Source organism: Pseudolysinimonas sp. 10J20-29, assembly GCF_055809595.1.
The window spans coordinates 2,249,370-2,275,439 of sequence record NZ_CM147917.1 but is presented as its reverse complement, the minus strand read 5'-3'; the positions used below and the strand labels follow the sequence as shown (position 1 = coordinate 2,275,439).

General features: G+C 69.1%; 25 protein-coding genes. 12 read left to right on the top strand and 13 right to left on the bottom strand.

Going from position 1 to position 26,070, the window contains the following annotated elements:
- The first annotated feature begins 165 nt into the window (after nt 1-165).
- On the top strand, nt 166-519 hold the full coding sequence (locus AC0L6Y_RS10975) for a hypothetical protein (protein WP_473552274.1): 354 nt from the start codon (nt 166-168) through the stop codon (nt 517-519).
- A 49-nt stretch (nt 520-568) separates the two neighbouring features.
- On the opposite strand, the gene AC0L6Y_RS10970 is transcribed toward AC0L6Y_RS10975, so the two are convergent.
- Nucleotides 569-1,390 (bottom strand): hypothetical protein, encoded by an 822-nt coding sequence (locus AC0L6Y_RS10970; RefSeq protein WP_473552271.1) that lies wholly within the window; start codon nt 1,388-1,390, stop codon nt 569-571.
- Between the two features lie 307 nt (nt 1,391-1,697).
- Here AC0L6Y_RS10970 and AC0L6Y_RS10965 point away from each other — a divergent pair, with 307 nt between their 5' ends.
- A complete protein-coding gene (locus AC0L6Y_RS10965; RefSeq protein ID WP_473552269.1) occupies nt 1,698-2,852 on the top strand; it encodes a hypothetical protein in 1,155 nt (384 codons plus the stop codon).
- A gap of 34 nt (nt 2,853-2,886) precedes the next feature.
- On the opposite strand, the gene AC0L6Y_RS10960 is transcribed toward AC0L6Y_RS10965, so the two are convergent.
- Nucleotides 2,887-3,906: a LacI family DNA-binding transcriptional regulator gene (locus tag AC0L6Y_RS10960; RefSeq protein ID WP_473552265.1), complete on the bottom strand. Its 1,020-nt coding sequence runs from the start codon at nt 3,904-3,906 to the stop codon at nt 2,887-2,889.
- 222 nt (nt 3,907-4,128) lie between these two features.
- On the opposite strand from AC0L6Y_RS10960, the gene AC0L6Y_RS10955 reads away from it, so the two are divergent.
- The 7 genes from AC0L6Y_RS10955 (at nt 4,129) to AC0L6Y_RS10925 (ending at nt 14,319) form a co-directional block, all read left to right on the top strand.
- The gene (locus AC0L6Y_RS10955; RefSeq protein WP_473552262.1) at nt 4,129-5,442 is read left to right on the top strand and encodes an ABC transporter substrate-binding protein; all 1,314 of its coding nucleotides are present in this window, start codon (nt 4,129-4,131) and stop codon (nt 5,440-5,442) included.
- An 84-nt stretch (nt 5,443-5,526) separates the two neighbouring features.
- Nucleotides 5,527-9,201, top strand: a complete 3,675-nt coding sequence (locus AC0L6Y_RS10950; protein ID WP_473552258.1) for a hypothetical protein — start codon at nt 5,527-5,529, stop codon at nt 9,199-9,201.
- Nucleotides 9,202-9,249: 48 nt separating this feature from the next.
- Nucleotides 9,250-10,467 (top strand): glycoside hydrolase family 99-like domain-containing protein, encoded by a 1,218-nt coding sequence (locus tag AC0L6Y_RS10945; RefSeq protein ID WP_473552254.1) that lies wholly within the window; start codon nt 9,250-9,252, stop codon nt 10,465-10,467.
- Nucleotides 10,464-11,408, top strand: a complete 945-nt coding sequence (locus tag AC0L6Y_RS10940) for a carbohydrate ABC transporter permease (protein ID WP_473552251.1) — start codon at nt 10,464-10,466, stop codon at nt 11,406-11,408. The genes AC0L6Y_RS10945 and AC0L6Y_RS10940 overlap by 4 nt, the downstream gene beginning before the upstream one ends.
- Nucleotides 11,405-12,184, top strand: coding sequence for a carbohydrate ABC transporter permease (locus AC0L6Y_RS10935; protein WP_473552248.1), 780 nt, complete (start codon nt 11,405-11,407; stop codon nt 12,182-12,184). Before AC0L6Y_RS10940 ends, AC0L6Y_RS10935 begins: the two co-directional genes overlap by 4 nt.
- 25 nt (nt 12,185-12,209) lie before the next feature.
- Nucleotides 12,210-13,577, top strand: a complete 1,368-nt coding sequence (locus AC0L6Y_RS10930; RefSeq protein WP_473552245.1) for a sulfatase family protein — start codon at nt 12,210-12,212, stop codon at nt 13,575-13,577.
- Between the two features lie 40 nt (nt 13,578-13,617).
- A complete protein-coding gene (locus tag AC0L6Y_RS10925) occupies nt 13,618-14,319 on the top strand; it encodes an NADPH-dependent F420 reductase (protein WP_473552242.1) in 702 nt (233 codons plus the stop codon).
- Here AC0L6Y_RS10925 and AC0L6Y_RS10920 read toward each other — a convergent pair.
- Together AC0L6Y_RS10920 and AC0L6Y_RS10915 are read right to left on the bottom strand one after the other, a co-directional pair.
- Complete coding sequence (locus tag AC0L6Y_RS10920) at nt 14,316-15,338, bottom strand: zinc-dependent alcohol dehydrogenase (RefSeq protein WP_473552239.1); 1,023 nt, start codon at nt 15,336-15,338, stop codon at nt 14,316-14,318. The genes AC0L6Y_RS10925 and AC0L6Y_RS10920 overlap by 4 nt on opposite strands.
- Nucleotides 15,338-16,204 (bottom strand): SMP-30/gluconolactonase/LRE family protein, encoded by an 867-nt coding sequence (locus AC0L6Y_RS10915; RefSeq protein WP_473552237.1) that lies wholly within the window; start codon nt 16,202-16,204, stop codon nt 15,338-15,340. Before AC0L6Y_RS10915 ends, AC0L6Y_RS10920 begins: the two co-directional genes overlap by 1 nt.
- A gap of 73 nt (nt 16,205-16,277) precedes the next feature.
- On the opposite strand from AC0L6Y_RS10915, the gene AC0L6Y_RS10910 reads away from it, so the two are divergent.
- Nucleotides 16,278-17,996, top strand: a complete 1,719-nt coding sequence (locus AC0L6Y_RS10910; RefSeq protein WP_473552235.1) for an IlvD/Edd family dehydratase — start codon at nt 16,278-16,280, stop codon at nt 17,994-17,996.
- A gap of 30 nt (nt 17,997-18,026) precedes the next feature.
- Here AC0L6Y_RS10910 and AC0L6Y_RS10905 read toward each other — a convergent pair whose 3' ends face one another.
- The 3 genes from AC0L6Y_RS10905 to AC0L6Y_RS10895 all read right to left on the bottom strand — a co-directional run bounded on the left by AC0L6Y_RS10905 (nt 18,027) and on the right by AC0L6Y_RS10895 (nt 20,730).
- The gene (locus tag AC0L6Y_RS10905; RefSeq protein WP_473552233.1) at nt 18,027-18,653 is read right to left on the bottom strand and encodes a pentapeptide repeat-containing protein; all 627 of its coding nucleotides are present in this window, start codon (nt 18,651-18,653) and stop codon (nt 18,027-18,029) included.
- A gap of 140 nt (nt 18,654-18,793) precedes the next feature.
- Nucleotides 18,794-19,930, bottom strand: coding sequence for a Gfo/Idh/MocA family protein (locus AC0L6Y_RS10900; protein WP_473552230.1), 1,137 nt, complete (start codon nt 19,928-19,930; stop codon nt 18,794-18,796).
- On the bottom strand, nt 19,930-20,730 hold the full coding sequence (locus AC0L6Y_RS10895) for a sugar phosphate isomerase/epimerase family protein (protein ID WP_473552228.1): 801 nt from the start codon (nt 20,728-20,730) through the stop codon (nt 19,930-19,932). Before AC0L6Y_RS10895 ends, AC0L6Y_RS10900 begins: the two co-directional genes overlap by 1 nt.
- A 90-nt stretch (nt 20,731-20,820) precedes the next feature.
- Here AC0L6Y_RS10895 and AC0L6Y_RS10890 point away from each other — a divergent pair, with 90 nt between their 5' ends.
- Nucleotides 20,821-21,399, top strand: coding sequence for a TetR/AcrR family transcriptional regulator (locus tag AC0L6Y_RS10890; protein ID WP_473552225.1), 579 nt, complete (start codon nt 20,821-20,823; stop codon nt 21,397-21,399).
- A 17-nt stretch (nt 21,400-21,416) separates the two neighbouring features.
- Here AC0L6Y_RS10890 and AC0L6Y_RS10885 read toward each other — a convergent pair whose 3' ends face one another.
- Nucleotides 21,417-22,169, bottom strand: a complete 753-nt coding sequence (locus AC0L6Y_RS10885; RefSeq protein WP_473552223.1) for an SGNH/GDSL hydrolase family protein — start codon at nt 22,167-22,169, stop codon at nt 21,417-21,419.
- 65 nt (nt 22,170-22,234) lie between these two features.
- On the opposite strand from AC0L6Y_RS10885, the gene AC0L6Y_RS10880 reads away from it, so the two are divergent.
- Nucleotides 22,235-22,654, top strand: coding sequence for a pyridoxamine 5'-phosphate oxidase family protein (locus tag AC0L6Y_RS10880; RefSeq protein ID WP_473552222.1), 420 nt, complete (start codon nt 22,235-22,237; stop codon nt 22,652-22,654).
- Here AC0L6Y_RS10880 and AC0L6Y_RS10875 read toward each other — a convergent pair whose 3' ends face one another.
- The 5 genes from AC0L6Y_RS10875 to AC0L6Y_RS10855 all read right to left on the bottom strand — a co-directional run bounded on the left by AC0L6Y_RS10875 (nt 22,655) and on the right by AC0L6Y_RS10855 (nt 26,018).
- Nucleotides 22,655-23,116, bottom strand: coding sequence for a nitroreductase/quinone reductase family protein (locus AC0L6Y_RS10875; protein ID WP_473552219.1), 462 nt, complete (start codon nt 23,114-23,116; stop codon nt 22,655-22,657).
- A gap of 155 nt (nt 23,117-23,271) precedes the next feature.
- A complete protein-coding gene (locus tag AC0L6Y_RS10870) occupies nt 23,272-23,541 on the bottom strand; it encodes a hypothetical protein (RefSeq protein WP_473552218.1) in 270 nt (89 codons plus the stop codon).
- Between the two features lie 478 nt (nt 23,542-24,019).
- Nucleotides 24,020-24,265, bottom strand: coding sequence for a hypothetical protein (locus AC0L6Y_RS10865; RefSeq protein WP_473552216.1), 246 nt, complete (start codon nt 24,263-24,265; stop codon nt 24,020-24,022).
- Between the two features lie 230 nt (nt 24,266-24,495).
- Nucleotides 24,496-25,308 carry a DNA-formamidopyrimidine glycosylase family protein gene (locus AC0L6Y_RS10860; RefSeq protein ID WP_473552213.1) on the bottom strand — a complete coding sequence of 271 codons (813 nt, stop codon included), beginning with the start codon at nt 25,306-25,308 and terminating at the stop codon, nt 24,496-24,498.
- Nucleotides 25,309-25,343: 35 nt separating this feature from the next.
- Nucleotides 25,344-26,018: a hypothetical protein gene (locus tag AC0L6Y_RS10855; RefSeq protein ID WP_473552211.1), complete on the bottom strand. Its 675-nt coding sequence runs from the start codon at nt 26,016-26,018 to the stop codon at nt 25,344-25,346.
- Nucleotides 26,019-26,070: the final 52 nt, after the last annotated feature.

The following is a 26,070-nucleotide window of genomic DNA, read 5'->3' as shown; positions in this document are numbered from 1 at the left end:
CGCCCCGGCGGTGCGCAAGACCTCCGGGGGGCTCCGGCAGAGGCGTTCGCGAGCCTGAACCCGGACCAGATCCCGCCCGGCACGCCGCCGAGACTCACGCGCGCCCCGCACCCTCGATTCGGCGCGAGGTGGGTCCGAGCTGACGTTCTGGCCTGAAGCAGGCTGTTGAGTTCGCTCACTGCCGTGGCAGTGCGCGACGAGACGTCAAGCCGTCTGGTCGCCGAGCTCGTGTCGTTTCCGCGCGAGGTTGTCTTCAAGACCTTCCTGCATTACATCGAGCAGGTGCTTCGCGGCGATCAGCACGCCGCAGTCGGCGGGGTCAGCGCCCCGAATACGCTCGACGAGCTCCCTGATCCACTCTCGGTGCCGCATGAGTATCGCGTCGTCCTCGCCGCCGGGGGTGAGCGCAAGAGCATCGAGGTCCGCCAAGGTCGACACCATCGTGTCCGCTCGACGCACGGTCTCGGCTTTGATCGGGGGCAACGAGTCTGGGTTGAAAGCGGCCGCAAACACGGTTGAATGCAGGGCACCCGAACGGCGGAAAGCGCCTGCGACGGCACTGAAGTGGTCAAGAGCCAAATCGTGGAGTCCGAGCAATGGGTTGGAGAGTTCTCGGAGTGCACGAACGGCACGCGCATGGCGCGCGCGCCTCGACCAACTCCGCATTGTCGGGAGTCCCGAGTCGGTTCTGTTCGCGAGGGAGCGCCTCGAGCTCTTGGCGCCACTCGCGGATCGTTGCGTCGAGCTCTGCCAGCTGGTCGACACGATATGTCGGGAGCCGATCGCTCTTGGCGGCCACTGCCGCTGACTCGTTGACGCTGGAACTGGAGGTTGTCGACGACTCGTTGCCCGTCTGGATGAAGTTCCACGCGTTGAGAGCCTCGACCAGGAATTGCTTGCCTTCTCGTGGCCAGCGCGTGAGCGCGTAGTCGGCCCTAAGGAATCTCGTTGAGGCGTCGCCCCGCGATGTCGACGCGAGCGCGCGCAAGACCCGGCCGCCGCGGAGCTCAAACAGCCATTCGTAGGCGCTGGGTCGGTCGCCGTCGGGATCCTGTTCCCACGCCTGGAGTTCGGCGAGCGCCTGTTGGATCGAGGCTTCCGTGAGCGGGATGCCGCGGAACTCGGGGGTGCGTTCCTTGTCGAACTCGGCCTGGAGGTAGACGAAGCGAGCGGCCCCAGAGTGCTCCATTCCCAGCGCCGTGAGCAGCAGATCGCCGTCGGGTCTCGCTCGCATCCACGGCACCAGGCGGGGGTTCGGCCACTCGTCCAGCAGCGCGGTCGCCGCTTCCCATTCGGGCCGCATCGCTTCGACGAGTTCACGGCCGGTGCGAATGGGCACACCGTTGAAGTCGAGCATCAGCTTGGTTGTCTCGCGTGTGGGGTCTTCCATGGATTCGCCTCCCGCCAGCGCCTGTCGGTGCTGCCCGACAGTGATTCGTTCGAGCGGCTGGGTGGACTCGCCGCGCGACGGCGCGAGCCCCCGAGGCAGCCAGTCCGCGAGAAATCTACAGGAAAGCTGCTGGCCCGAGGGGGTGTCGGCCCGTGGGGTGAGAAGTCGCTCGAGGAGCGGCGCAGCAGAAACCCGGGAGGGAGATCATCGTGCCGTGCCGAGATGCCCTCCCGCCACGCCGCGCGGGGGCACGCGCCCGGCCCGCATCCCGCTACGCTGGCCCGACCCCCTGACTTCTGGAGACTCGATGCTGCGCGTCCGAAATTCCCTTCTCATCGGCGCGCTCGCCGGTGGCCTCGTCGTGACTGGCAGCGTCTCCGCCGCCGTCGCCCTCGGCGGCCCGAGCGACACCCGCACCTCCATCACCGTGGATTGCGCGGTCGGCGAAGGCGACGGCGACAACCAGGTGATCCTCCCCGGCGAGACGCTCACGATCACCCTGCTCAACTGCGAGGACTGGAGCGTCCAAGACATCGACGCGCGGGGCGCCATGACCGTTCCCGGCGAGGCGACGCCCGTCGACCGGTTCGACGTTCCCGCAGGTGCGTCGAGCTTCACCTTCACGGTCGATGACCAGGTCGACATCGAGTTGGCGTTCGAGGATGACGAGTCCGACCTCGACATCGACGTCTACTTCGCGACTCCGGCCGCCGACCCGACCGGGTCGCTGACCGTCACGACGCGCGTCGACATGCCGGTCGTCATCGATGACTTCGAGGTCGATGTACACCTTGCCGGCGACGATGTCGACCTCGGCGGATTCCCGGACTGCCAGATGGAGGCGGGCTACCACCCGTACCAGGCGCTCCCGATCGTCATCTCGACCGACGGGGACTTCACCTTCCGGGTGATCGACGTCACACCCGTCGACGAGGATGTCCAGTGGGGCCAGCCCTACTACCCCTCCCAGGACTTCTTCCTCGCGGTGTACACGAGCTTCGACCCCGAGAACCCGGCCGACAACCTGGTCGACTGCAACGACGATCGCGACCTCGACAACATCTCGTTCGTGAATGGCGGCGTCGACTACATCTCCGACGACCAGGCGCCCGAATTCGTGTCGCCCCTGACCGCCGGCACCTACACCCTCGTCGTGACCACCTACCGGTCGACGAGCAGCGACGACTGGGAGAACGGCCAGTTCTCGCCCTGGTCGGGCGTCTCGGACATCACGTGGACGCCGACGCCGATGAGCGCCCTGTTCGAACTCTGGGGCCCGGCGGGCAGCATCGCGCTCGAGGCGGATGCGGGCGAGGTCGACGATGCGGCGGAGCCCGAGCTTGCGGCAACCGGCATGGCCAGCGACGTCGTCGCCGGAACCGTGGCGGCGGCGCTCCTGCTCATCGCGGTCGGGACGCTGTTCGCCCTGGCACGTTCGCGCCGGAGCCTGCCTCAGGCCTAAGTCGTCGCGAGCGGGTGGTCATCGGGTCGCGCGCCTAGGCGCGGGGTCCGCCGCTGGATTCCCGCACGATCAGCTCGGGCTGGAACACGATGTGTCGGTGCGCGTGCGCCTTTCCGTCGCGCTCTTCTTCCAGCAGCAGTTCGAGAGCCGCGCGACCGAGCTGCTCTCGCGGCTGCCGGATCGAGCTCAGCGGCACGGCAGCACTCGCGGCGAGATGGATGTCGTCATACCCGACGATGGCGAGGTCCTCGGGCACGCGGATGCGCTGACGCGTCATCTCCTGCAGCAGCCCGAGCGCAATCATGTCGTTGGCGCAGAAGACACCCGTCGGGCGGTCTTCGGGGTCCATGGACGCCAGTTGACGACCCGCGGCGACCCCGTCCTCGACGGACAGCGAGTCGGTGTGAATCGTGAGCACCTGCATGCCGTCCGGCTCAGCCGGACCGGCGGCGTCGAGGAAGCCTTCCCGGCGATCCCGCGTCGGCTTGAGCGCGTCGTGCCCGCCGACGAACGCAGCAGAGCGGTGGCCGAGATCGCGCAGGTGCTTGCCGGCCAGCCAGCCGCCGAGCGTGTCGTTGACCGCCACCGTGCAGTGATTGCGGCCGGGCGCGCGGTTGACGAGGATGACCGGGATGTCCTTGGCGGCGAGGTCTTCGAGATGCGGGATCTCGTCGCTCACCGGTGTGATGATGATGCCGCGAACCTGGCGGGCTTCAAGCTGACCAAGGTGCTTGCGCTCGCGCAACGGGTCCTCGTTGCTGTTGCACAGCACCACGGTGGACCCGTGCTCGTCGGCGAGTTCTTCGACGCCTCGCGCGAGGTCGACGAAGAAGGGGTTGCCGATGTCGAGGACGACAAGACCGATCGTGAGCGTGCGGCCGATGCGCAGGCCGCGCGCGACCTCGTTGGGCACGTAGCCGACTTCGCGGATCGCCTCGAGTACTCGTTCACGCGTCTTCGCCGAGACGACTTCGGGGCGATTGATGACGTTGCTGACGGTGCCGACGGAGACGCCCGCGCGTCGGGCGACCTCCTTGGTTCCGACAGAGGACATCGGGTGCTCCTACCTTGTGCGGCGGCGCACAGTGATGAAAACGAGTCTTGAATCGATAACAGGATACATCGCTTTTCCAGCTGGGGAAAGGCGGCAGACTGCGAAATGACCGGCATGCAGGGCAAGCGGATCGCCTATTTTCGGGAGCTGCTTGACCCGAATCGCCTCGTGCCCTAGCCTCGTCACGAATTGAATCGTAAAAATGATCAAAGGAGATCGGACATGTTCAGTCGAAAACTGATGGTGGCGGCCGTGGCGGCCACGGCATCCCTCGCGCTGGCCGGCTGCGGCGCGCCGGCCGTGAGTTCGGGTTCGAGTGGCGACGTTGACGTCGACGCGATCCTCAACGCCGAGGTCACCGGCACCATCGAGTTCGAGTCGTGGACGCCGACCGCGGAGACGATGGACAAGGTCATCGCTGCCTTCAACGAGGAGTATCCGAACGTTGAGGTCATTCCGCGGCTCCTGCCCAACGGCGACTACCGCACGAGCATCCAGACGGAACTGCGCGCTGGATCGGGACCCGACGTCTTCATGATGGACCCCGGTGCCCTGTTCAACCAGCTTCAGGGCTTCGCGCTCCCGCTCGACGACCTCGCGGCCGGGTCGCTCGGCGACGACTGGCAGTCGATCTATCGCGACGCGGCTCTTGAGCGGGTCGTCGGTGACGACGGCGTCGCCGGTCTGCCGTTCGGCTACGGCGCGGCCGGATTCCTCTGGGTGAACCACACGATTCTCGATGAGGTCGGCATCGAGGTGCCCACCTCGTACGCCGAGATGGTGGAAGCGTCGGTGGCACTGCGCGCCGCTGGCTACGAGCCGCTCGCGCTCGGCGCCAAGGACGGCTGGATGGATGTCGACTACTTCATGGCCATCGCGAACGGCGAAGGCGCGAGCGACGCGCTGTACTCCGCGATCGAAGGGTCCGGATCCTGGGAGGACCCGGCGCTGGTCAGCGTGTTCGAGAGCTGGAAGCAGCTGTTCGACGACGGCATCGTGCAGGAAGGCGCCGTCGGTGCCGCGACCTACAACGACACCTACGGGCTGTTCGCCGAAGGTCGGGCCGCGTTCCTCGCGAACGGAAGCTGGAACCTCGACATGTTCATCAACAGCGCCGATCAGATCGGCGGCTTCGACATCGGTGTGGCACTGCTTCCGACGCCGAACGGTGATCTCGCCCCGGTCACGGGCGATGTGTCGAACATCATCGCTGTCAACGCGGACTCCGACAACCTCGCGGCCGCCTATCGCTTCGTCGAGTTCATGAGCGCGGGCGAAGGTGCGCGCATCCTGACCGCGGACCGACTGACGTTCCCCGTGCACACCGAGGCCATCCAGGTCGAGGAGAGCATCCCCGCCAGTGCCGCTGCGGCGCGTGACGCGATCCAGGAGTTCATCACCGAGAGCCTCGGCGGCTACCGCCAGATCGACGACCCCGAGGCGTTCAGCGCCCTGGGTGACGCGCTCATCGCCGTCGCCGCGGGTCAAGCCACCGCTGCCGAAGCCGCCGCACGGGTGGAAGCTGCCAAGGGCTGATCCCGGCGCCGCAATTGCGCGGCATCTCCGTTCCCTCCTGACGACCGCGGCGCACTGGCGCGCCCGAACACTGAGAGATGTGACATGAGTACTGCAATCCGACGACGCCTGCTGCCTGCCGGTGGTGTGGCTCTCGCCCTCATCCTGTCCGCAGTGTCGGGCGCGCCAGCCGCTGCGGCCGCGAGCGGTGGCGCCAAGAAAGGAATCACGGTCAACGGCGATCAGATCACGCTGTGCGGCAAGCGCTACTGCGCGACCCTCGACACGGCGAACGCGGCGGCGATCACCGAGTTGACAATCGATGGCAACCAGGTCCTCGACGGCGGGATGTACTCCTGGGTCGAGGTCGGGGACGGCGAGGTCTCCTCGCTTGAGCTCGCGTCCACGCCAGCGGTGACGGTGGACGAGCAGGCCGACACGGTTGAGCTGATCTACACGACCTCCGTCGCTGAGGAGCGCTGGGTGCTGGAGGCGCACGACGACCGGTTGGTGTCGACCCTTGAGCGCACGTATGTGAGCGACGCGGCGGTGCTCCAGCAGGGCCAGCCCCGCGTGACGTTCGCGGAGGACGCGTTCGAGCAGGTGCGCTGGGCCGACGATGGCGGCACCACGCCGGTCGGCGGGGAACTGCTCAACGCCTACCAGCGGGACTGGCTCGCGGCGGGCGAGATGTTCGCGCCCAACATTCGCACCTCGAAGGAACAGGTCTCCTACACGCTGCTCGACGCGGACGACGGTGTGGCGCTGCGCGTCATCGGCGAGACCAGCAGTGACGGCGCGACGCGGGGACGCGCGACCGAAGTGTGGCGGGAGCAGCACGGCGACGCTCAGCCCCTGAACCTGGCGACGGTCGTCGGGAACCCGACCCTGACCTACCGGTTCGGCAATGCGCTCGGCTACGGCGGTCAGACACAGAAGTCCGGCCTTCCGGTGTTCCGCACGATGAACGTGCCGGCGGGCACCACGAGCACAGTCGTGCAGGAGTTCGTGCCCGACGACTACGACAGCTATTTCGACCTCGGACAGCTGCGAGGCGTTGACGAGGAGGCGCTGAGCCAGGCCATCAACGTCTATGGCCGCTGGATGATGCAGGACCATGACAAGGGCGCGAGCACCGAGCAGCCCGGCTACGCCACCGAATTGCCTCCGCTCGAAATGCATTCGATCGGCCAGTTGGTCGAGATCTTCGGCGACTCGGCCTCCATCTCCGCATTCCAGGCGGGAATGGACGCGATCCGCGACCACCTGGTTCGCCCGTCCGGAAACGTGGTGTGCTCGGACCCCGGCCAACCGCCCTACTGGGGGAACGACTACACCGACCAGGAGTCCGGCTACGCGCTCGGTGTCGTCCAGGGCTACCGGCTGACCGGCGACGCGGCGTGGGTTGCGGAGCACAAGGACGCAGTGACGCGCAGCCTCGAGTTCTTGATGGCGAACTTCAGCGATCCGACCACTGGCTTTGTCACGAACCCGATTCCCGACCTGGATCGTCCCACCCGAGGCAACGACTACTGGGAGCGCTCGACCGGTCAGTTCAACGGCTATACGACGGTGCTTCTGTACGAGGCTCTCACCGAGTGGGCCGAGATCGAGGAAACCGTTCTCGACGATGCCGACCAGGCCAACCACTGGCGGGGCATCGCCGAGACGATCGCGGTCAGCTTCAACCGGGACGTCGCGGACGGCGGCTTCTGGTCGCCGGCGACGGAGACGTTCCTGTATGGCTCGGGAAACCAGGATGTGCTGCACCTTCCGGTGAACGCGCGAGCGCTGAACACCGACATCGTCTCCCCGGAACGCGCGGAGCAGATCGCGCGCGCCATCACCGCGCAGAACCTGAGCGAGAACCTCGATCTCGCTCCGATGACGGTGGGGGACCTCTGGGACGCGGGGGTTTCCGCTCCCACCAACGACAAGTCGAACGGCGGCTGGTACGGCGGGCCGGACGGCGACTTCTATGCGGGACTGGCGCTGTTGGATGATCCCTCGCTGCTTCAGCAGAGCATCGCGAGCTTCCTGCTCCGCTATGAGGTGGATGGCTTCTACGGCGCATCGACCTGGGATCGCGAAAACCCGCTGATCGGCACCGGGGCGGCCCGCTTCTTCCCGACGACGGTCATGCCGACGTGGGGCCTCTACCACTACGGATACGGGCTGCAGCCGCAGCTCGACGAATTGCGCGTGGCGCCGTTCATCACCGACGCGATGACGGGCACCGAGCTCGACTACTCCTGGCGGGGCAAGCCGGTGGAGATCACCTACCGCTCGACGACATCGTTCCGACTGAAGTGGGACGACGGCGTGCCGACGCCCGTCACGGTTCGGTTCGTCAATCAGGAACCGGGGAGCGAGCATCGCGTCTCGGCATCCGGCCAGGGCACCGCGATCATCACCGCCGACGCCGCAGGCAACGTGGACATCCAGCTGCCAGCGAGCGACAAGAAGGCCACCCAATCGGTGGACTGCAAGACGTGCATCGAGGCACCCTTGGCGAGCGAGAAGAAGACCGAGTTCGCCGTCGACGACGTCGACCCTGCTGACGCCGAGCTGCGGACGGACTACTACGGCCAGGTGGGCTCGCGGATCGCCGTCGGGCCGCGCGCGATCGAGGTGGCGAGTCTCGGCCGGTTCCAGTCGGGCGACGACTCGCAGGTGCACCGCGTGAAGATCCTCGACAGCTCGGGGCGCATCGTCGCCTCCGCGGCCGTGGACATGTCCGAGAAGAGCGACAAGTCGGGGCACGTGTATGCCCCGCTCGCGGCTCCGGTGACGCTCGAACCCGGCATCTACTACATCGTCAGCACCGAGACGGTGAACGGTGACGCCTGGTACGCCCCCGGCGGCGAGGTGACCTCCGGCGAGAACGTGCAGGTGCTCGGATCCGTGCTGGGCCGTGACCTCGCGGTCACCGACGACGCCTCCGGGCTCGCGTCGTTCCGCTACACGCCGGTCGGCGCGGCGCAGGAGAGCCTGCAGCTGCTGATCTCCGACTCGGTCGCCGAGGCGGCGTCGGGCGACGAGATCACCTTCGACGTCGGCGTCTGGGCGCAGGCCGAGGGCGGCGCGACCGGGACCATCACCGTCGACGTTCCGGCGGGCTGGACCGCGGCTCCGCAGCCGTTCACCGTTCCGGCGGATCACGACGGATCTGTCATCGCCGTGCCCGTGACTGTCGCTCTGGTTGACGATGCGGCCACCGACATCTATGACCTGTCGGTCTCGGCCGTGACGACGAGCGGAACGGAAGCCGCGGGCAGTTACCGGGTCAGCGTCGCCAACGTGCTGTACGGCTTCGATGACGGCACCACCCAGGGCTGGCAGATCGTGGCGCCGACCAACGCGATCGGCGCGGTGACGTCGATGGCGAACGGGCCGGGCACGCCGTTCGCGGGTTCGCACCTGATGCGCATCCACAGCGGAACGATGAATGGCGTCTCGCCGCGGTCCGTCACGGTCGCACCGGAGACGCCGATCGATCTGGGGGACGCTTCGACGCTGTACGCCTACGTCAACGGCTACGGCGCCTGGCCGAACTCCCCGGACAAGTATGAGGCGACCGTCACCGTGCACAGCGGTGCGGAGCAGCTGGCGACGACGATCGAGTACCAGCCGAATCAGTGGAACCGCGTCAACGTCGATCTGAGCGGCTGGGATCACCGCGACTCGATCGATCGCATCGATGTCACCTACACGGTGCACCTCGATGTGAACGGGTACGCACTGTACTTCAACCTCGACCACGTCGGATTCGACATGTGACCCGGGCTGCCTCTCCCGCCCGCTGAACGAACAGAAACGAAACGCAAAGTGAAACCGACTGTCTTCTGCTACACCTTCCCGCACTTCCATCGCTCGGCCGACAACGACCGGATCTTCGGTCCGGGCTGGACGGAGTACGTCTTGGCTCGCGGCGGGCGACCGTGGTTCGAGGGCCACCACCAGCCGCGCACGCCCGCGTACGGCGAACTCGACGAGGGCGATCCGGCGACGTGGCGGATCTACTCGCAGCTGGCGAACGCTGGTGGCATCGACGCGTTCATCTTCGACAGCTACTGGTACGACGGCCGCCCGATGTTCCACGAGGCGCTCGAGGAGGGCTTCCTGCGAGACGAGACGCCCGGGGCCCCCGACTTCGCCGTCATGTGGACGAATCACCCGTGGTACCGGTTCAGCCCCACCTGGGGGAAGCCCGCCGTCGAGGACTTCCAGGGGATGTTCGGCGCGGTGGGCATCGGTGCCCGTGAGCCGCTGTTCGCGTCACCGTCGCAGACTCTCGAGGAGTCGCGCCGGAGCCTGAGCTACCTGGTGACGCGCTACCTCGGGCACCCGCGCTACGCCCGAGTCGATGGGCGCCCAGTGCTGGTGATCTGGGATGCTGAAACCCTGATCTCCGAGCATGGCCGGGACGAGGTGGCGAGGTTGCTGGACTGGGTGCGTGAGCTCGCCCGTGCGCAGGGCCTCCCCGAGATCCACCTGCATGCCACCCAGGGGGGCATGGAGGCGTTCTCGGCGATTGCTGACCTCGGTTTCGACAGCTACGGCGTGTACAACCCGATCTACCTGGCGGCCGCCGAGCGGCCCTCGACGGAGGAGCTGCCTGAGTACGACACGGTGGTCGCCGATGTGGTCGACCGCCTCTGGGACGACATGGATGCGAAGTCCGCGCTGCCGTTCCTTCCGTTGATCGGACCGGGATGGGATTCGACCCCGCGTGCACTGGAGCCGGCGCGGCAGGCCGGCGTCAGCGATCGCGCCGCCTGGCCCGGGCACGAACTCGTCGTCGGCGACACTCCGGAAGGATTCGGGCGGCTCGCCGCGGCGGCGACGGAGTGGATCGCGGAACATCCGGAGTATCCGCAGGTGGTGACGATCGGCTGCTGGAACGAGTGGACGGAGGGCCAGTACCTCCTGCCCGACACGAAGCATGGCCTCGGCAAGCTGCGGGCTCTGGGAACGGTCCTCGGGACGTGGACCGACGAGCTCGCCCCTCCTCGGCTGGGGACCTCAGCGGCGGGCTCGCGATGACCACGCTGCTTCGCGAGGCGCCCGCGGCCACCACGCCGCCGGCGCCGTCCCGCGCGCGACGGAAGAGCCGTCGCGACCCGCTCTCCGGTTGGAAGGGGCTGCTCTATGTGCTGCCGGCGACCGTGCTCATCGGGGTGTTCCTGCTGTGGCCGATCGTCCGCAACGTCGAGCTGAGCTTCTACACGCAAGGCCCGACGGGCGACTACGCCTTCTCTCTGACCGAGAACTACGAGTGGGTGTTCTCCGATCGCGCCGTCGGCCAGGCCCTCCGAAACCTGATCCCCTACGGGCTCATCATCATCACAGGCCAGATGCTGCTGGGGTTCTGGTTGGCGCTCGCCCTCCGCGGGAACGGGCTGTGGCGACTGATTCTGCGCACCGTGTTCTTCCTCCCGGTGGTCTTGACCCCCATCGTGATGGGGTACCTTTTCGCCGACATCCTGGAGGCCAGCAACGGCCCCCTCAACTCGTTCTTCCGCGACATCGGGCTCGACTGGCTGAGTCGCGCGTGGCTCGCCGACCCGTTGATTGCCCTTCCGGTCGTCGCCCTTGTCCACGTGTGGATGTGGACGGGGTTCGCGATGGCCATCTACCAGGCGGGTCTTGCCGGGATGCCCGGTGAAGTGCTCGATGCGGCCAAGGTCGATGGGGCCAACTCCTGGCAGACCGCCTGGAGGGTCGTGTTCCCGATGCTGAGGTCATCGCATTACGCGATTCTGACTCTCGCCGCGATCGGCGTGCTGAAGTTCTTCGATCTGCCGTGGGTGCTGACGCAGGGCGGTCCGGCCAACGCGACGGAGACTCCGACCACGCTGCTTCTCGACACGATGCTTGCGGGCAACTACGGTCGCGCGGCGGCGCTCGGCACCGTCGTGGTGGCCGGGGCGCTCATCCTCACCGCCTTCTCGATCGGGCGCTACCAGAAGGGAGACGACGAATGAAACGTCTTGCCTATCGCCGCAACGTCGGCCTGATGATCGTCGCGACCTTCGCCGCGATCTGGGTGCTCCCGCTGTTCCACCTCGTGATCATGTCGCTGCAGGAGGGCGGTCTGCAGAACTACGCCGACGTGATCGGCCGCCAGAACGTGCTGCGCTACATCTTCAACAGCACCGTTGTGACGGTGGCGACCGTCGCGATCGTGCTCGCCGTCAGCTCGGCGGCGGGATTCGCCTTCAGCCATATGCGGTTCCCGCTGCGCCGCACGCTGTACGTCACGCTTCTGGTGGGGCTGATGATGCCCCTCGCCGCGCTGCTGGTGGCGCTCACGCAGCTGGTGCAATCGCTCGGCTGGCACGACACGTACCTCGCGCTCGTGATCCCGTACGCGGCCATCATGCTGCCCTTCGCGCTCGTGCTGCTGAAGAACAACTACGACTCGTTCCCGCCTCAGCTGCTCGAGGCGGCGAAGGTCGACGGGGCGACCTCGTGGCAGACGTTCCGGCTGATGGCCCCGCTGTCGAAGCCGACACTCATCATGGTCGCCATTTGGACCTTCCTCGGCACATGGAACGAGTTCCTGTTGGCGTTCCTGTTCATTCGAACGCCCGAGCTCCTCGTGGTCACGGTGGTGCCGCGCGCGTTCCAGCAGGAGTTCTTCGTCGACGTTCCGCGGCTCTTCGCCGCCCTGGTGCTGATCGAGCTGCCGGTCGTGATCCTCTACATCGTGTTCCAGCGCAGATTCGAGGAAGGCCTGGTCGAGGGTGCCGTCAAGTAACTCCGCGCACGCATCGGACGGCAGCATGACGCGCCCGAACGTGGTGCTCGTGCTGTCCGACGACCATGCGGCGTGGGCGAGTGGCGCCTACGGCAACTCGACGGTCCAGACGCCGAACCTCGACCTTCTCGCCGAGTCGGGAACGACGATGGAGTTCGCGTTCACCCCGACGCCGGTGTGCTCGCCCGCGCGCGCGAGTCTGCTCACCGGCACGATGCCGTCGCAGCACGGGATTCACGATTACCTGGACACCACGCTCGCCTCCGTCGCCGAGCGGGCGTGGCTGGGCGAGCTGCCGACCTTGCTCGATCTGGCCCACGACTCCGGCTACGCGGTGGGCTACATCGGCAAATGGCACCTCGGCGATGCCCGCCGCCGCCCGGCGAGCGTCGACTACTGGCATGTGTACGAAGGCTTCACCGCCCAGCCGGAAGCGCACGAGGTCGTCTGGTCGGATGAGCCGGTGCCCGAGCGGAGTGCTCATGATCCGAGCGCGATCTTCGATCGGGCGCTGGATTTCTTGAGCACCCGCCCGGACGACAAGCCGTTCTTCCTCGTCGTCGCGCCTTTTGTCACCCATTCGCCGTGGTCGGGGCAGCCGGAGGAACTCGTGGCGCGATACCGCGGCGCGTCGGCGCCGTCGGCGTGCAGCGATGCGCCGACGCCCGGCCGGCTCGCGGGCGAATCGCTCTCGGTGCTGCCGGGGCGCGAGGAGGAGGCCGTGGCGCAGTACTACGCGGCCGTCACGTCTCTGGACGAGCAGGTGGGAAGGCTGGTGGCCTCCCTCGACGCTGGCGATCTCCGCGCGGACACGCTGCTCGTCTACACCTCCGACCATGGGCTGTGTCTGGGGCAGCACGGGATCTGGGGGAAGGGCAACGGGACCCGGCCATACAACATGGTCGAGGAGTCGATTCGAGTTCCCGTCATCCTGAACCGTCCGGGGCGCGTGGCCGCCGGCATGCGAAGCGGCCGCCTCGCCAACCACTGCGATCTGTTCGAAACCATCGTCGATCACGCAGGTCTGACGCCGCCGCGCCGCGATCGTGCGGTCTATCCGGGGCGCTCATTCGCTGCCGTGCTGCGGGACGAGCAGGTGGCCGGTGCGGGGCGGGTCTTCGGCGAGTACGGCGACACCCGGATGGTGCGCACCGAGCGCCTCAAGCTGATTGTGCGCCACGACGGCGCCGCGGAGCTGTTCCATCTGAGCACCGATCCCTGCGAGTCGCGCAATCTCGCCGAGGACCTCCCTGACACTGTGGCGCAACTTGCCGCCGCGATCACCGAGTTCTTCGGGCCGATGGACCACGGCGCCGCGTCGGGTCTGCGCGTGCTGGAAGCTCCGGTGCACAACAACGAGGAGGCGTGGCGCCAGCGCTGCGCGGCGACCTAGCAGCCTGCACCCCACCCGCTGAGTTCCCTACGCTGAACTCATGCCCCAACCCACCCTCGCCATCCTCGGTGCGGGCAAGGTCGGCACCGTGCTCGCCCGGCTCGCGCGCGAGGCCGGCTACGAGGTGCTGATCGCCGGCTCGGGCGACCCGAAGCGCATCCGGCTGATCATCGAGGTGCTCGCCCCGGGTGCCGTCGCCACCACTGCGGCGGATGCGGCGGCGCGCGCCGACCTGGTGGTCCTCGCGCTTCCGCTCGGCAAGCACACCGCGCTGCCGGTCGACGAGCTCGCCGGCAAGCTCGTGGTCGACGCCATGAACTACTGGTGGGAGGTGGACGGCATCCGCGACGACCTCAACGACCCGACCACCTCGTCGAGCGAGATCGTGCAGCGCTTCCTCCCGCGCTCGCGGGTCGTCAAGGCGCTCAATCACATGGGCTATCACGACCTCGACGAGGAGCCGCGGCCGCCCGGCGCGCCCGGGCGCAAGGCGATCGCGATCGCGGGGGATGACCCCGCCGACCTGGCGACGGTCGCCCGACTGGTCGATGACCTCGGCTTCGACCCGGTCGTCGCCGGACCGCTCGCCGAGGGGGTGCGCTTCGAGCCGCACACCGAGCTCTTCGGCGCGCACGTCGAGGCCGAGGAGGTGCGCCAGATGCTGGCGCGCTTCCCCGACTCCGCCCGTGGACTTGTCGTCGCGCGGGCGCGCGCGGAGAAGCCTCGCCGCACCCCCGACTAGCGCCGCGGGTCGACGTGCACCTTGGGGCCGGGCCCCGCCGCCGCGCCGCGTCGCCCCTCCAGCCGGTCGGGCACCTCGGCCAGGGCGACGACCTCGCTGACGATCGCGTCCGGAACGACCGCCCCGCTCGCGAAGGCCTCGATCGCCCCCGCCAGCCCGGGTGACGCCGACAGGATCCCCACCACGTCCACGTCTTTCAGGGCGATCGCGCGCGAGTCGACGAGGCTCGGCGTGGACGACAGCCCGATGTAGACGACGCGGCCCCCCGGCTTCACGAGGCGCACGGCCAGCGCGGGCATCCGCTCGTTGCTGGTGCACTCGATGACCGCGTCGAACCGGTTCTCGTCGCCGTCGGCCAGTTCGGCGAGCGGGTGCGTGTGCGGCACCCCGAGCGCGCGGGCGAGCGCGAGCGACTCGGCGCGCACGCCGCCGACGTGCACCTCCGCCCCCTCGGCGAGGGCGAACTGGGCGGCGAGCAGCCCGATCGTTCCCGAGCCGAGCACCAGCACGCGATGGCCGGGCTCGATGCGCGCCGCCCGCGCCGCCCGCAGCGAGTTGCCGCCCGGCTCGACGAGCGCGGCGGCGGCCAGGCTCACCTGCGACGGGATCTCGAACGCGAATCGCGTCGGAATCAGCACCTTCTCGGCCAGGGCGCCCGCCCATCCGTCGCGGATGCCCACCTCGAAGCGGTCCGGGCAGACGTGCTGCTTTCCGGCGGTGCAGTACGCGCAGCGACCGCACCCGAGCATCGTGTCGCCGGTGATGCGGGCGCCGAGCCACGGTTCGTCGGCGCGGCTGCCGACGCCGACGACACGGCCCGTCCACTCGTGTCCGAGCCGCAGCGGGAAGTGCATGTGGCCCTGCTCGATGTACGCCATCTCGCCGGTGTAGAGCTCGACGTCGGTGCCGCAGATGCCGACCCGCTCCACATCGACCAGCAGTTCGCCCGCGCCGGCGACGGGGTCGGGCACCTCCTGCACGGAGGCGTCCCGGGGCGCCGTCACAACGAGCGCGCGCATCAGGCTCGCCCCGCCCCGAGCGGGAGGGTGCTGCCCGCCCAGCGCGACGCCGGAATCCCGGTCGCGTTGACGTCGGCGAGGAAGATCGCCCCGGACTGGTCACTCCACTCGGTCAGGCCCTCGTAGGCGGTGGTGATGGCCAGCACGTCGAGCGCCGGCCCGACGAAACCGGGGCAGGTGGCCTGGGTCGCGTCCACCGGGATCGTCTCGAGGAGTTCGCCGGAGGGGGCGCGGCGCTGCACCCCCGAGCCGCCGAACAGCGCCACCCACAGGCTGCCGTCTGAACTCACCGTGAGACCGTCCGGGTAGGCGGGGAAGTCGCCGATGACCACCTCCCACGGCGCCGAGGTGTCGAACTCCCCGGCGCCGTACGGATGCCGGGCGACGGTTCTCGCCAACGTGTCGACGTGGTAGATCCAGGCGCCGTCGGGCGAGAAGGCGACGCCGTTGGAGAGCCCGATCCCCGAGCGCAGCGTCTCGACGGTGCCGTCGGGTGACACGCGCAGGAGCCGCTCGTCACCGCGCGCGCGGCCGAGGGCGAGCGTGCCGACGACGAAACGCCCGTGCGGGTCGACAGCGCCGTCGTTCAGGCGCACGTCGCGCCGCGCACCGAGCAGGTCGGGCCCGAAGGAGACGGTGCCGTCGGGTGCGATCGTGGCGAGACCGCGCGCGGCGGCGAGAAGCAGTCCGCCGTCCTCCGCCAGGGCGACCGCCCCCGCGGTCTGGCCGATCTCGCGCGTGTCGATGTCGACGATCTGACCGCCGTCCAGCGCGCCGGAGTGAACCCGGCCGCGCCAGATGTCGACCCAGCGCACGCGGGCGGCGCGGTCATCCCAGAGGATGCCTTCGCCGAGTTCGAATCTCATGCCCGCCGCGGTGCATGCCATAATCTCGAACATTACCCAACCATTCGCGCGGTTGGAGTCAAGAGGTTCACTGGTGAATCACCTCCGCAGTGCCGACTGGTACCGAGGACGCGACCGCAACGCCTACATCCATCGGGCGTGGATGCGGCGCGGCAACCCGAGCGACGCCCTCGACGGCAGCAAGCCGCAGATCGCGATCGCCAACACCGCATCCGATCTGACGCCCTGCAACATGCACCTCGGCGAGGTGGCCGAGAGCGTGAAGAACGGGGTGTGGGCCGCGGGTGGCGTGCCCTACAACCTGCCGGTCGTCTCGCTCGGCGAGACCCAGGTCAGGCCGACGGCGATGCTCTGGCGCAACCTGGCGGCAATGGCGATAGAGGAGATGTTTCGCGCCAACCCGATCGACGGGGTGGTGCTGCTCGGCGGTTGCGACAAGACCATCCCCGCACTGCTGATGGCGGCCGCCTCCGTCGACATCCCCGCCATCGTCGTGCCGGGCGGCCCGATGCTCACCGGCCACTTCCGCGGGGAGGCGCTCGGCTGCGGCACCGACGTGTGGCGGCTCAGTGAGGAGGCGCGCGCCGGCACCATCACCAATGGCCAGTTCATCGAGTCGGAGCAGTCGATGATCCGCAGCAAGGGGCACTGCAACACGATGGGCACCGCCTCGACGATGGCGGTCGTCGCCGAGGCGCTCGGCATGACGATCCCCGGCTTCGCGGGAACCCCCGCGGCCGATGCCCGACTGCTGTCGCTCTCGCACGAGACGGGACAGCTCATCGTCGACATGGTCGCGAAGAACCGCACTCCGAGCCAGATCATGACGCGGGATGCCTTTCTCAACGCGATCGTCGCCGTCGCCGCGCTCGGCGGGTCGACCAACGCCGTCGTGCACCTGCTGGCGATCGCCGGCCGGCTCGGCGTCGACCTCACGCTCGACGACTTCGATGCCGCCGGGCGCGGAGTGCCGGTGCTGGCGAACCTGCAGCCGAGCGGCACCTTCCTGATGGACGACCTCTACCGCGCGGGCGGCGTGCTCGCGGCGCTCGCCGAGGTCACGGACCTGCTGCGCCCGGATCCGATCACGGTGACCGGCGCGCCTCTGGTCGACGCGCTCGCCGACCGGCCCGTCTTCGACGACACGGTGATTCTGCCGCGCGACGCTCCGCTCATGCAGAACGCGGGAATCGCCGTGCTCCGCGGCAACCTGGCGCCCCGCGGCGCGATCGTGAAGCCGGCGGCGGCCACCCCCGCGCTGCTGCAGCACACGGGCCCGGCCGTGGTCTTCGACAGCATCGAGGACATGCGGTCGCGCATCGACGACCCCGACCTCGACGTCACGGCCGACTCGGTGCTGGTGCTGCGCGGCTGCGGGCCGCGCGGCTACCCGGGCATGCCCGAGGTCGGCAACATGCCGCTGCCGCGCAAGCTGCTCGAGCAGGGGGTGCGCGACATGGTGCGCATCAGCGACGCGCGCATGAGCGGCACCGCCTACGGCACCGTCATTCTGCACGTCGCCCCCGAGGCCGCCGCGGGCGGACCGCTCGCCCTGATCCGCACCGGCGACCTGGTGCGGATCGACGTGGCGGCCCGCGAACTGAGCGTCGACGTCAGCGATGAGGAGCTTCACGCGCGCGGCCAGAGCGCGGCGAGCGAGGCCGCGTACGCCGCGCCGTCACGCGGCTGGGAGCGGCTGTACGTCGACCACGTGATGCAGGCCGATACCGGCGCCGACCTCGACTTTCTGATCGGCTCGAGCGGGTCGGTCGTCAGCCGCGAATCGCACTGAGTCGGGCCAGGGGCTCGTCGTCCCCGGCGGCTAGTCGTCGTCGGGGTCGGGTCGCACCTGCAGGTCATCGATGGCGTCGAGCCCGATCGGGGGAGCACCCTCCAGGTAGAACGCCGTGCTGAAGTCCACGTCGGTGACCTGTGTTCCGGTGAAGTCGGCGTTGCTCAGGTTGGTGTCGTCCAGCACTGCTTCGGAGAGGTCGGCTCCGGCGAGGACGCTGTCGCTCAGGTCGGCTCCCGAGAGGTCGGCCTCCGCGAGCAGTGCGTGAGACAGATCGGCGTCCTTCAGTTCCGCGCCGGCGAGGTCGGCGTCGGAGAAGTCGGCACCGGTGAGCGGAAGGCCGCTGAGCTGCGCGTCACGCAGGTTGAGGCCCGAGAACGGGAGCACGTCGTTGCCGCCCATGACCGACTGCCGCACGAAGATCGAGTTGCTCAGCGACTCCGCTTTCGAATCCCGCTGCTCGGTGGCTGCCTGATCGAGGCCGAAGACCAGGAGCGAGACCACGAGTGCGAGCACGACGCTGCCGATCAGCTCCAAGACGAGGGCATCCGAGTTGCGGGCGAAGAACGCCCGTGCGCCTCCGACGCGCGGTGCGCGTTCGGCGACCATCGATCGTTCGTCGGGGGAGGAAGCGGGGTCGTCGGCGAGATCGGCCATGGCAGCTCCTTGATCGGCGGGCAGTGTCGTGGGATTCGCGACCGGATCCGGTCGGCGCCGTCAGGTGCGCGCACGCGGGCCTGTCGGACGCGGCGACACGAACCCTGGGTCTCACTCGAGCGTAGTTGCGAAGCTCTCGTTCAGAGCGTCCGCTCGAGCGGGCCGAAGTCGACCGGCATCGCGTCGGGCGATTCGACGGTGCTCTGCACCGGCACGAACCGCCCCGACTCGGCGGCTTCCGACGTTGACATGAGGATGTCGAGCACGTGATAGCCGAGCTCGCCGGTCGCACGGTGCGGCCGGCCTTCACGGATCGCGCGCGCCATGTCGAGCACACCGAGTCCGCGACCGACGACCGTCCCTTCCTCGATCACGTCGACGCTGATCTGCTCGGAGCTTCCCCGTTCGCGCGGTCGGATGATCGTGGTGGTGCCGCTGAAGGTGTTCGGGTCGGGCAGGACGATCGTGCCCTCCGTGCCGGAGATCTCGACGACGCCGTGGCGGGTGAGCGGGGAGTCGAAGCTGAGGAGCGATTGCGATGTCGCGCCTCGTTCGAAGGCCGCGAGCACCGAGATGGTGGACGGCACCTCAACGGGGAACGTCGATCCCGCGAGCGAGCCGACGAGAATCTCGCGCTCCGCGCGCGCCTTCATGCCGAGCGCAGCGACGGCGGCGACCGGGCCCAGGATGCTCACGAGGGTCGTGAAATAGTACGGCCCCATGTCGAAGAGCGGGCCCGCGCCGTGGGCGAAGAGGAAGCCGGGGTTGGGGTGGAACGACTCCGGGCCGGCGTACTGCATGCCGGTCTGCGCGAACAGCGGCGTGCCGATGTCGCCGCGATCGATCGCTCGTTTGGCGCTCTGGATGCCGGGGCCGAGCACCGTGTCGGGGGCGATCCCGACGCGCAGTCCGGCGGCATCCGCTTGGGCGAGCAGGGCCGAGGCGCTCTCGCGGTCGATGCCGATCGGCTTCTCGCTCCAGACGTGCTTGCCGGCGGCGAGTGCGGCCGACGAGACGGCCGCGTGCGACGCCGGAAGCGTCAGGTTCACGACGAGTTCGACACCCGGATGCGCCAACACATCGTCGGCCGTGCCGAACGCGGGGACTCCGTGCTTCTCGGCCTGCTCGCGAGCCCGCTCGGGGAGCAGATCCCCGACGATGAGCACCTCGATGTCGGGGAAGCTGTTCAGGTTCTCGAGGTAGGTGTCGCTGATGTTGCCCGCCCCGATGAGGCCGACGGCCACCGTTCCGGTGCGGGCGGAGCTCGTCGCGGCCATCAGGCGAGCCCTCGCGACGCCAGGAACTCGAAGCCGGTCTTCATGCCATGCCAGATGTCGCCCCGGTAGGCATCGAACTCGACGATCGCGTACTTCGCCGCGGGCGCGGCGTCGAGGGCGGCGCCGAGTGCCACCGTGCCTTCGCCGGCCGGGACCTGGTCCGTCGGCGGGGAGCCGAGACTGGGCAGCGGGTCAAGCGTTCCGTCTTTGATGTGGAGCGCCGTGACGCGGTCACCGAGCGTGGTCAGAAGCTCGACGAGGTCGGCGCCGCCGGCCGTCGCCCAGTAGAGGTCGAGTTCGAGCTGCACGGCGGGATCGAGCAGGTCGGCGAACACCTCGAGAGCGAACCGCCCGTTGATCTCGGCCTCGAACTCCTGGTTGTGGTTGTGGTAGCCGACGGCGATGCCGTGCGCGGCGCCGACCTCGGCGGCCGCGTTCAGGGCTGCGGCGGTGGCCGCGATCTCTGCGTGCGTGGTCCAGCGCTCCGGCGCGACGAAGGGATCGAACACGGTGGTGATGCCGAGTGCCGCCGCCGCGGCGAACACCTCGTCGGCGGTCGGCGCGGTGATCGAATCGTCGAAGGGGTTCTCGGTCGCCGAGGCGAGCGAGGCGTGACCGGTCGGGCACGCGATGTCGTGACGCGCGAACGCGTCGGCGAGCGATTCGGCGCGCGAGACGAAGTCGAAGGCCTCGACGTTCGCGAAGCCGATGGCGCGGAGCCGGGCGAGAGCTCCATCGAGATCGGCGGTGATCTCGTCGCGCACGCTCCAGAGCTGCGCCGAAATGGTGGGTGTCTGCATGTGCTGCTGCCTTCGGTGGGATTTCGGGTTCGTGGGATGACGGTAGCAGAAAACCGCCAGGTGGAGGTTTTTGATCGCTAGGGTGGGGGCGTGGCGGAAAAAGGCGTGCAGCGCTCCTATGCGAAGGGCGTCGCTCGGCGGCAGGAGATCCTCGATCGCGCCATCGAGGTGTTCGTCGACAAGGGGGCCGAAGGAACGTCGTTGCGCGCCATTGCCGAGAAGATCGGCGTGTCGCATGCGGCCCTGCTGCACTACTTCGGCTCGCGAGAAGAGCTCCTGGTCGCGGTGCTCAACGAAGCGATGGTTCGTCGCGCCGACCCGGTCGCCGACCGTGAGGTCGTCGGGTCAATGGTGAGCGCTGCCGAACGCAACGTCGTGGTTCCGGGGTACGTCGCGCTCTACACGATGCTGCTGGCCGGGTCGCTCGAAGCCGACAAGACGCACTCGCGCGAGTTCTTCTCCACCCGATTCGCGGCCCTGCGCGCGCGGTTGGCGGGGCTGATCCGCGACGGGCAGGCGGCGGGCACGATCCGAGCCGGCGTCGACCCGCTGGCGATGGCCGCGCTGGTCATCGCGGCGTCCGATGGCCTCCAGACGCAGTGGCTCCTGGACGACACGGTCGACATCGCCGACAGCCTGAGGCTCCTGGAGCGGATACTCGAGCCGTAGCCGATCGGGGCCGTGGGTCAGAGGGTGACCGGCTGCAGCGTCGCGCTCTTCGGCTCGCGCGAGTCCCCCGAGGACGTGCCGCGCAGCCGCCGGCCGATCCACGGCAGCACGTACTCGCGCCAGTACGCCGCGGTGCCGGGGCGCTGGTCGGGCGCGCCGCCGTCGAGGCCGAAGTCCGGCACGGCGACGCCGAGGGCACCCAGCACGTTGCTCGCGACCCGCGCGTGGCCGACCGGGTTGAGGTGCAGCTTGTCGACCGACCAGTACTCGAGCCGGGTGAGCTCTTCGTCGCGCCAGTTGTCGACGAAGGTGACGCCCTCGCGCGGCAGGTGCGCGAGCACCGCATCGGCGTACTCGTTGCCGCGTCTCTCGATGCCGCGACCGAGCGGCAAGTGACGGCTCGGATTGCCGCCGCTCAGCAGCAGCACGTGGATGCCCGCCTCGCGCGCTCGGTCGACGGCGGCGAGCAGGCGCTCGGCCACCGAGGCGATCGTGAACTGCGGGCGCAGCATGTCGTTGCCGCCGCCGTTGATGCTGATCAGGCTCGGCGCGAGGGCGATCGCCGCATCCAGCTGCTCGGTGACGATGGGCTCCAGCAGGCGGCCGCGGATCGCCAGGTTGGCGTAGCCGAACGGCTCGGTGCTGGCCTGCGCGAGCCCGAGGGCGACCAGGTCCGCCCAGCCGCGCACGCGGCCGTCGGGCAGCTCGTCGCCGACCCCTTCGGTGAAGCTGTCGCCGATCGACACCAGGCTGGAGAACGGATGCGTCATGCTCCGAGTTCACCACAGGACGTTCGGCACTGCCCGCATCCGCCGCCGCGCGGTCAACTGGGACCATGAACACTTCGATCCGAGACGTCTCACCGGGCACGACGGTGCTCACCGGCCCCGACTGCTGGGAGCTGCTGCGCGGTGCCGACCTGGCGAGGCTTGCCGTGGTGACGCCGGAGGGCGCCGACATCTTTCCGGTGAACTACGTCGTCGACGGGGAGACGCTCGTCTTCCGCACGGCGCCGGGTCAGAAGCTGCGGGAGCTCACCGCCGAGCCGCGCGTCGCCCTCGAGGCCGACGGGGTGACGGGTGCGATGCGGTGGAGCGTCGTCGTGCGCGGGGTCGCCCGCCGACTCGACCGTGACGACGAGATCGCGGCGAGCGGCGTGCTGGCGCTGGTGCCGGCGAACCCGGCTCCGAAGCACAACTTCGTGCGCGTCGTGCCGACCCGGGTGTCGGGGCGGCGCTTTCCCACGCAGCGCTGATCAGCGCGGTTCGAGGATGACGACCGCGGTGCGAGTCGCGCGCTGTGGCGCGTAGATGTCGGCCTCGTCGTAGACATCCTGCAGACGCGTCCAGAGCCGGTCTCGTTCGGCCCCGGTGGCCTCCGAGGCGCGCACGGCGCGCGTGTCTTCGGCCGTCTCGACCGTCGCCTCCGGGTTGGCCTTCAGGTTGAGCCACCAGGCGGGATCGCCTTCGGCCCAGCCGTTCATCGCCAGGGTGACGAGGTTCGGACCGTCCTCGATGTACCCCAGGATGACGCTGCGCATCGAGCCGGAGGTGCGACCGATCGCAGTGAGCCGCAGAGCTCCCCACTTCTTCGGAGTCGGAAGCCACAGACCGCGTCGGCCGCGCGAGACTCTCACGATGGCGCGATGCACGGCCCACGCCGCTCGCAGAAACCAGCGCGGCGGAACGGGGGGCGGCGTCCGGGCTGCGCTGTTCATGCCGCGTCTCCTTCGGGCGGGTGCGGTCGGGAAGCTCCCGGCGTGGTGTCGAGAGTACCTCTGCCGGTTTTGAGACCGACGGATGGCTCGGGTGCCGCCGCCACGGACGCCGCGGGCTCCCGCTCGAGGTGCGAGAGCCCGCGGTGCATGGTGCCTCATCGCGGAGGCAGTGACAGCAGCATCCGACGCTGAGCCGCGAGTTCGCGCGACTCCGTCGCCCGCGCCTGTTCGATGCGCGCTCGCTGCTCCTCGCGGCTTCGGTGCTGGCGACGGCTCCAGGTGATGAGCAGGATGCCGAGGCGCAGCGCCGCGCGATCGAGCAGGCCGACGCGACGGACGGGCCGGTGCGGGCGCGCCGGGGCGGCGGCCGCGTGAGGCGGGTGCTGATGGGTGGGTTCGGCCGGGGCCGAGGTGGTGATGGACATGTGTGTTCCTCGCAGAATCGGTCGCGCTGCCGCCGTGGCAGCGCAGTCGACGGGGTGCCGCTCGCGGCGGCGGGTGGGAGCGACCGCATCGGAGCGCGGGGCGCGTTGACGGGTCGTGGACGGGACGAGAGACCGAGGCGCCGCGAAGGGTCGCCCGATCGGGGGCTTCGAGAGCGTCGTCACCGCGAGACCGGCGACGAGTGAAGCGTCGCGTCAGCCGCGCGAGAGGACGCCGACGAAGCCAGCGGCGCGAGGACGGGTGATTCCCGTGATGGTGATCATCATCAGCTGACTCCTTTCAGATTTCGGCAGCAACGAAATATAACGCGCGATGTGAGAAAAGCGCAACGACGACTTCTGTGTCGTGACCGTTCCGCAATCTTCGGCGGACGGTCCCCCGACACAGCAAGGCCGGGGCGTCATCCGATGAGGCGATGGCCGCCCCGGCCTTGTGCCAGGGGGGTGAGGGGGTGACGACTCAGCTGTCGTCGGATTCGGTGCCGCCGTCGGGCGCGGATCCCGGGCCGCCTTGGCCTCCGTTCATCTCGCCGGGCCGCTCGCCCGATCCGGCCCCGTCCGGAAGCGCGGGGCGCTCGCCGGCGTTGACGCCGGCCGTCACGGTCGGACGCTGGTCGGCGGCGGAAGTGCCGATGAAGAATCCGCCGGCGCCACCGGCGACGACGCCGACGACGAGCGCCGCGGCGGCGATGAGGGAGGTCGCCAAGACGGTGGGCTTGGCTCGGGCAGGTGCCGCGGGAGCGGCGGCCGGCGACGCGTCAGGGGTCGCGTCAGCGGCGGGTGCTGGCGGCGCGGCGGGGGCCGCGGTCTCGGCAGCGGGGCAGCCTCCTCCGGCTCCGGAGGAGTCTCAGACTTCGGTGAAGTGGTCATGGCACGAGTGTCGAGCGGGGCGCTATGCCCGCTCGATGAGCAGGCTGGATGCTTGCTGTGACCGCGTCAGCGCTGGCAGTGCGGGCACCAGGTGACCGAGCGGTCCTGCTCCGCATGGGCTGGCGACACCTCGGGTCCGAGCCGGCCGCCGTGGATCGTCGTGCCGCAGCGTCGGCACGACTGCCCAGCGCGTCGGTACACCCACGTCGTCTGCCCCCGACGCAGGTCGCCGGTCGTGGTGCGAGTCGTGCGATCGCGGTTCGCCACCAGGAGCCGTCGCGCGAGATCGACGATCGCGGCCGCGTCGGTGTCGCCCATCGGGCGGGTCGGCAGCACGCCGCGCAGGAAGCACAGCTCTGTGGCATACACGTTGCCGATGCCGGCCAGGTTGGACTGGTCGAGCACCGCGACGAACACCGGAACCTCGGGGCGCGCGGCGAGGCGCGCGGCAGCCTCGACGGTGTGGCCCTGTCCCCAGGCGGGGTCGAGCAGGTCGGGACCGAGTCGCTCCCGCACGGTGTCCTCCTCGGTGCGCAGCATCACGTCAAGGGTTCCCAATTCGAATCCGACCGACTCCAGGGACTCGGTGCGCAGCACGGCGCGCGCGAGGTGCGCGGGGCGGTCCCAGTGGGCATCCGCGTCGGCCCAACGCGGATACAGCTGCCAGGAGCCCTCCATCTTGAGATGCGAGTGGATGCTGTACTCGCCCACGCGGTGGAACAGGTGCTTGCCGATCGCGACGACCTCGTTGACCGTCTCGCCGGTGAGGTCGAGCGTGGCGAATCGCGGCACGCGGAAGTCGGTTCCCGTGAGCACCGAGCCCGCGAGCGCGGCGTGCTGACCGCGCGCGGTGCGGTGAACGGTGTCGCCTTCGGGCATGGCGGAAGGCTACGCCACCGGCCGTCGAGCCGCCTCTACGCGCCGAAGTTCGGGAGCGGCCCGATGATCGAGGTCACGAGCCCGTCGCTCGTGTCGGCCTGAACGTAGAGGCCGGGGTCGGGATTTCCGAGGTTGGCCTCGGCCCCGACGCTCAGCTCGCGCAGGTGGATGATGCCGCGCTCGCCGGTGGTGATCTCCCAGGTCTCGAGTGCGAGGGCCTCGAACTCGGCCTGCGTCGACCCGATCGTGAGGTCTCCGAAGCTCTCGATCGCGACGTCGCCCACCATCGCCGTCGAGGTGGCGAGCTGGAAGGTCGGGGTCGTCTCGTCGTCGGGAATGAACCCGTCCGGGTCGATGATCTCGAAACCGGACCACTCCCATCTGACGCCCGGAGGCACGTGCGCGCCGCCGGAGTAGGACGTCGCGGAGGGGGCGAAGCCGAAGGCGAGAGTCAGGGCGTTGACGAGCTCGTCGGGGTCGGCGTAGTAGTCGAACGACGTGACGTGGTCTCCTGCGCGGATTTCGACGACGCTGGCATCGAAGTAGACCGACGTGGCGACGGTGGGCTCGGCGGTCGGCGTCGGCGTCGCAGCCTCGGTGGCCGCCGGCGCGGCGGCCGTCGGCGTGACGACGGGGGTGCCGGGATCGCACGCGGTGAGCGCGAGCGCGGTGGCGGCGGCAAGAACGATGGTGATCGGGCGCAGATGCATGAGATTCCCTCCGTTTCGAAGGAAGGGTAATTGCATCCGGCGCCGACCGGAA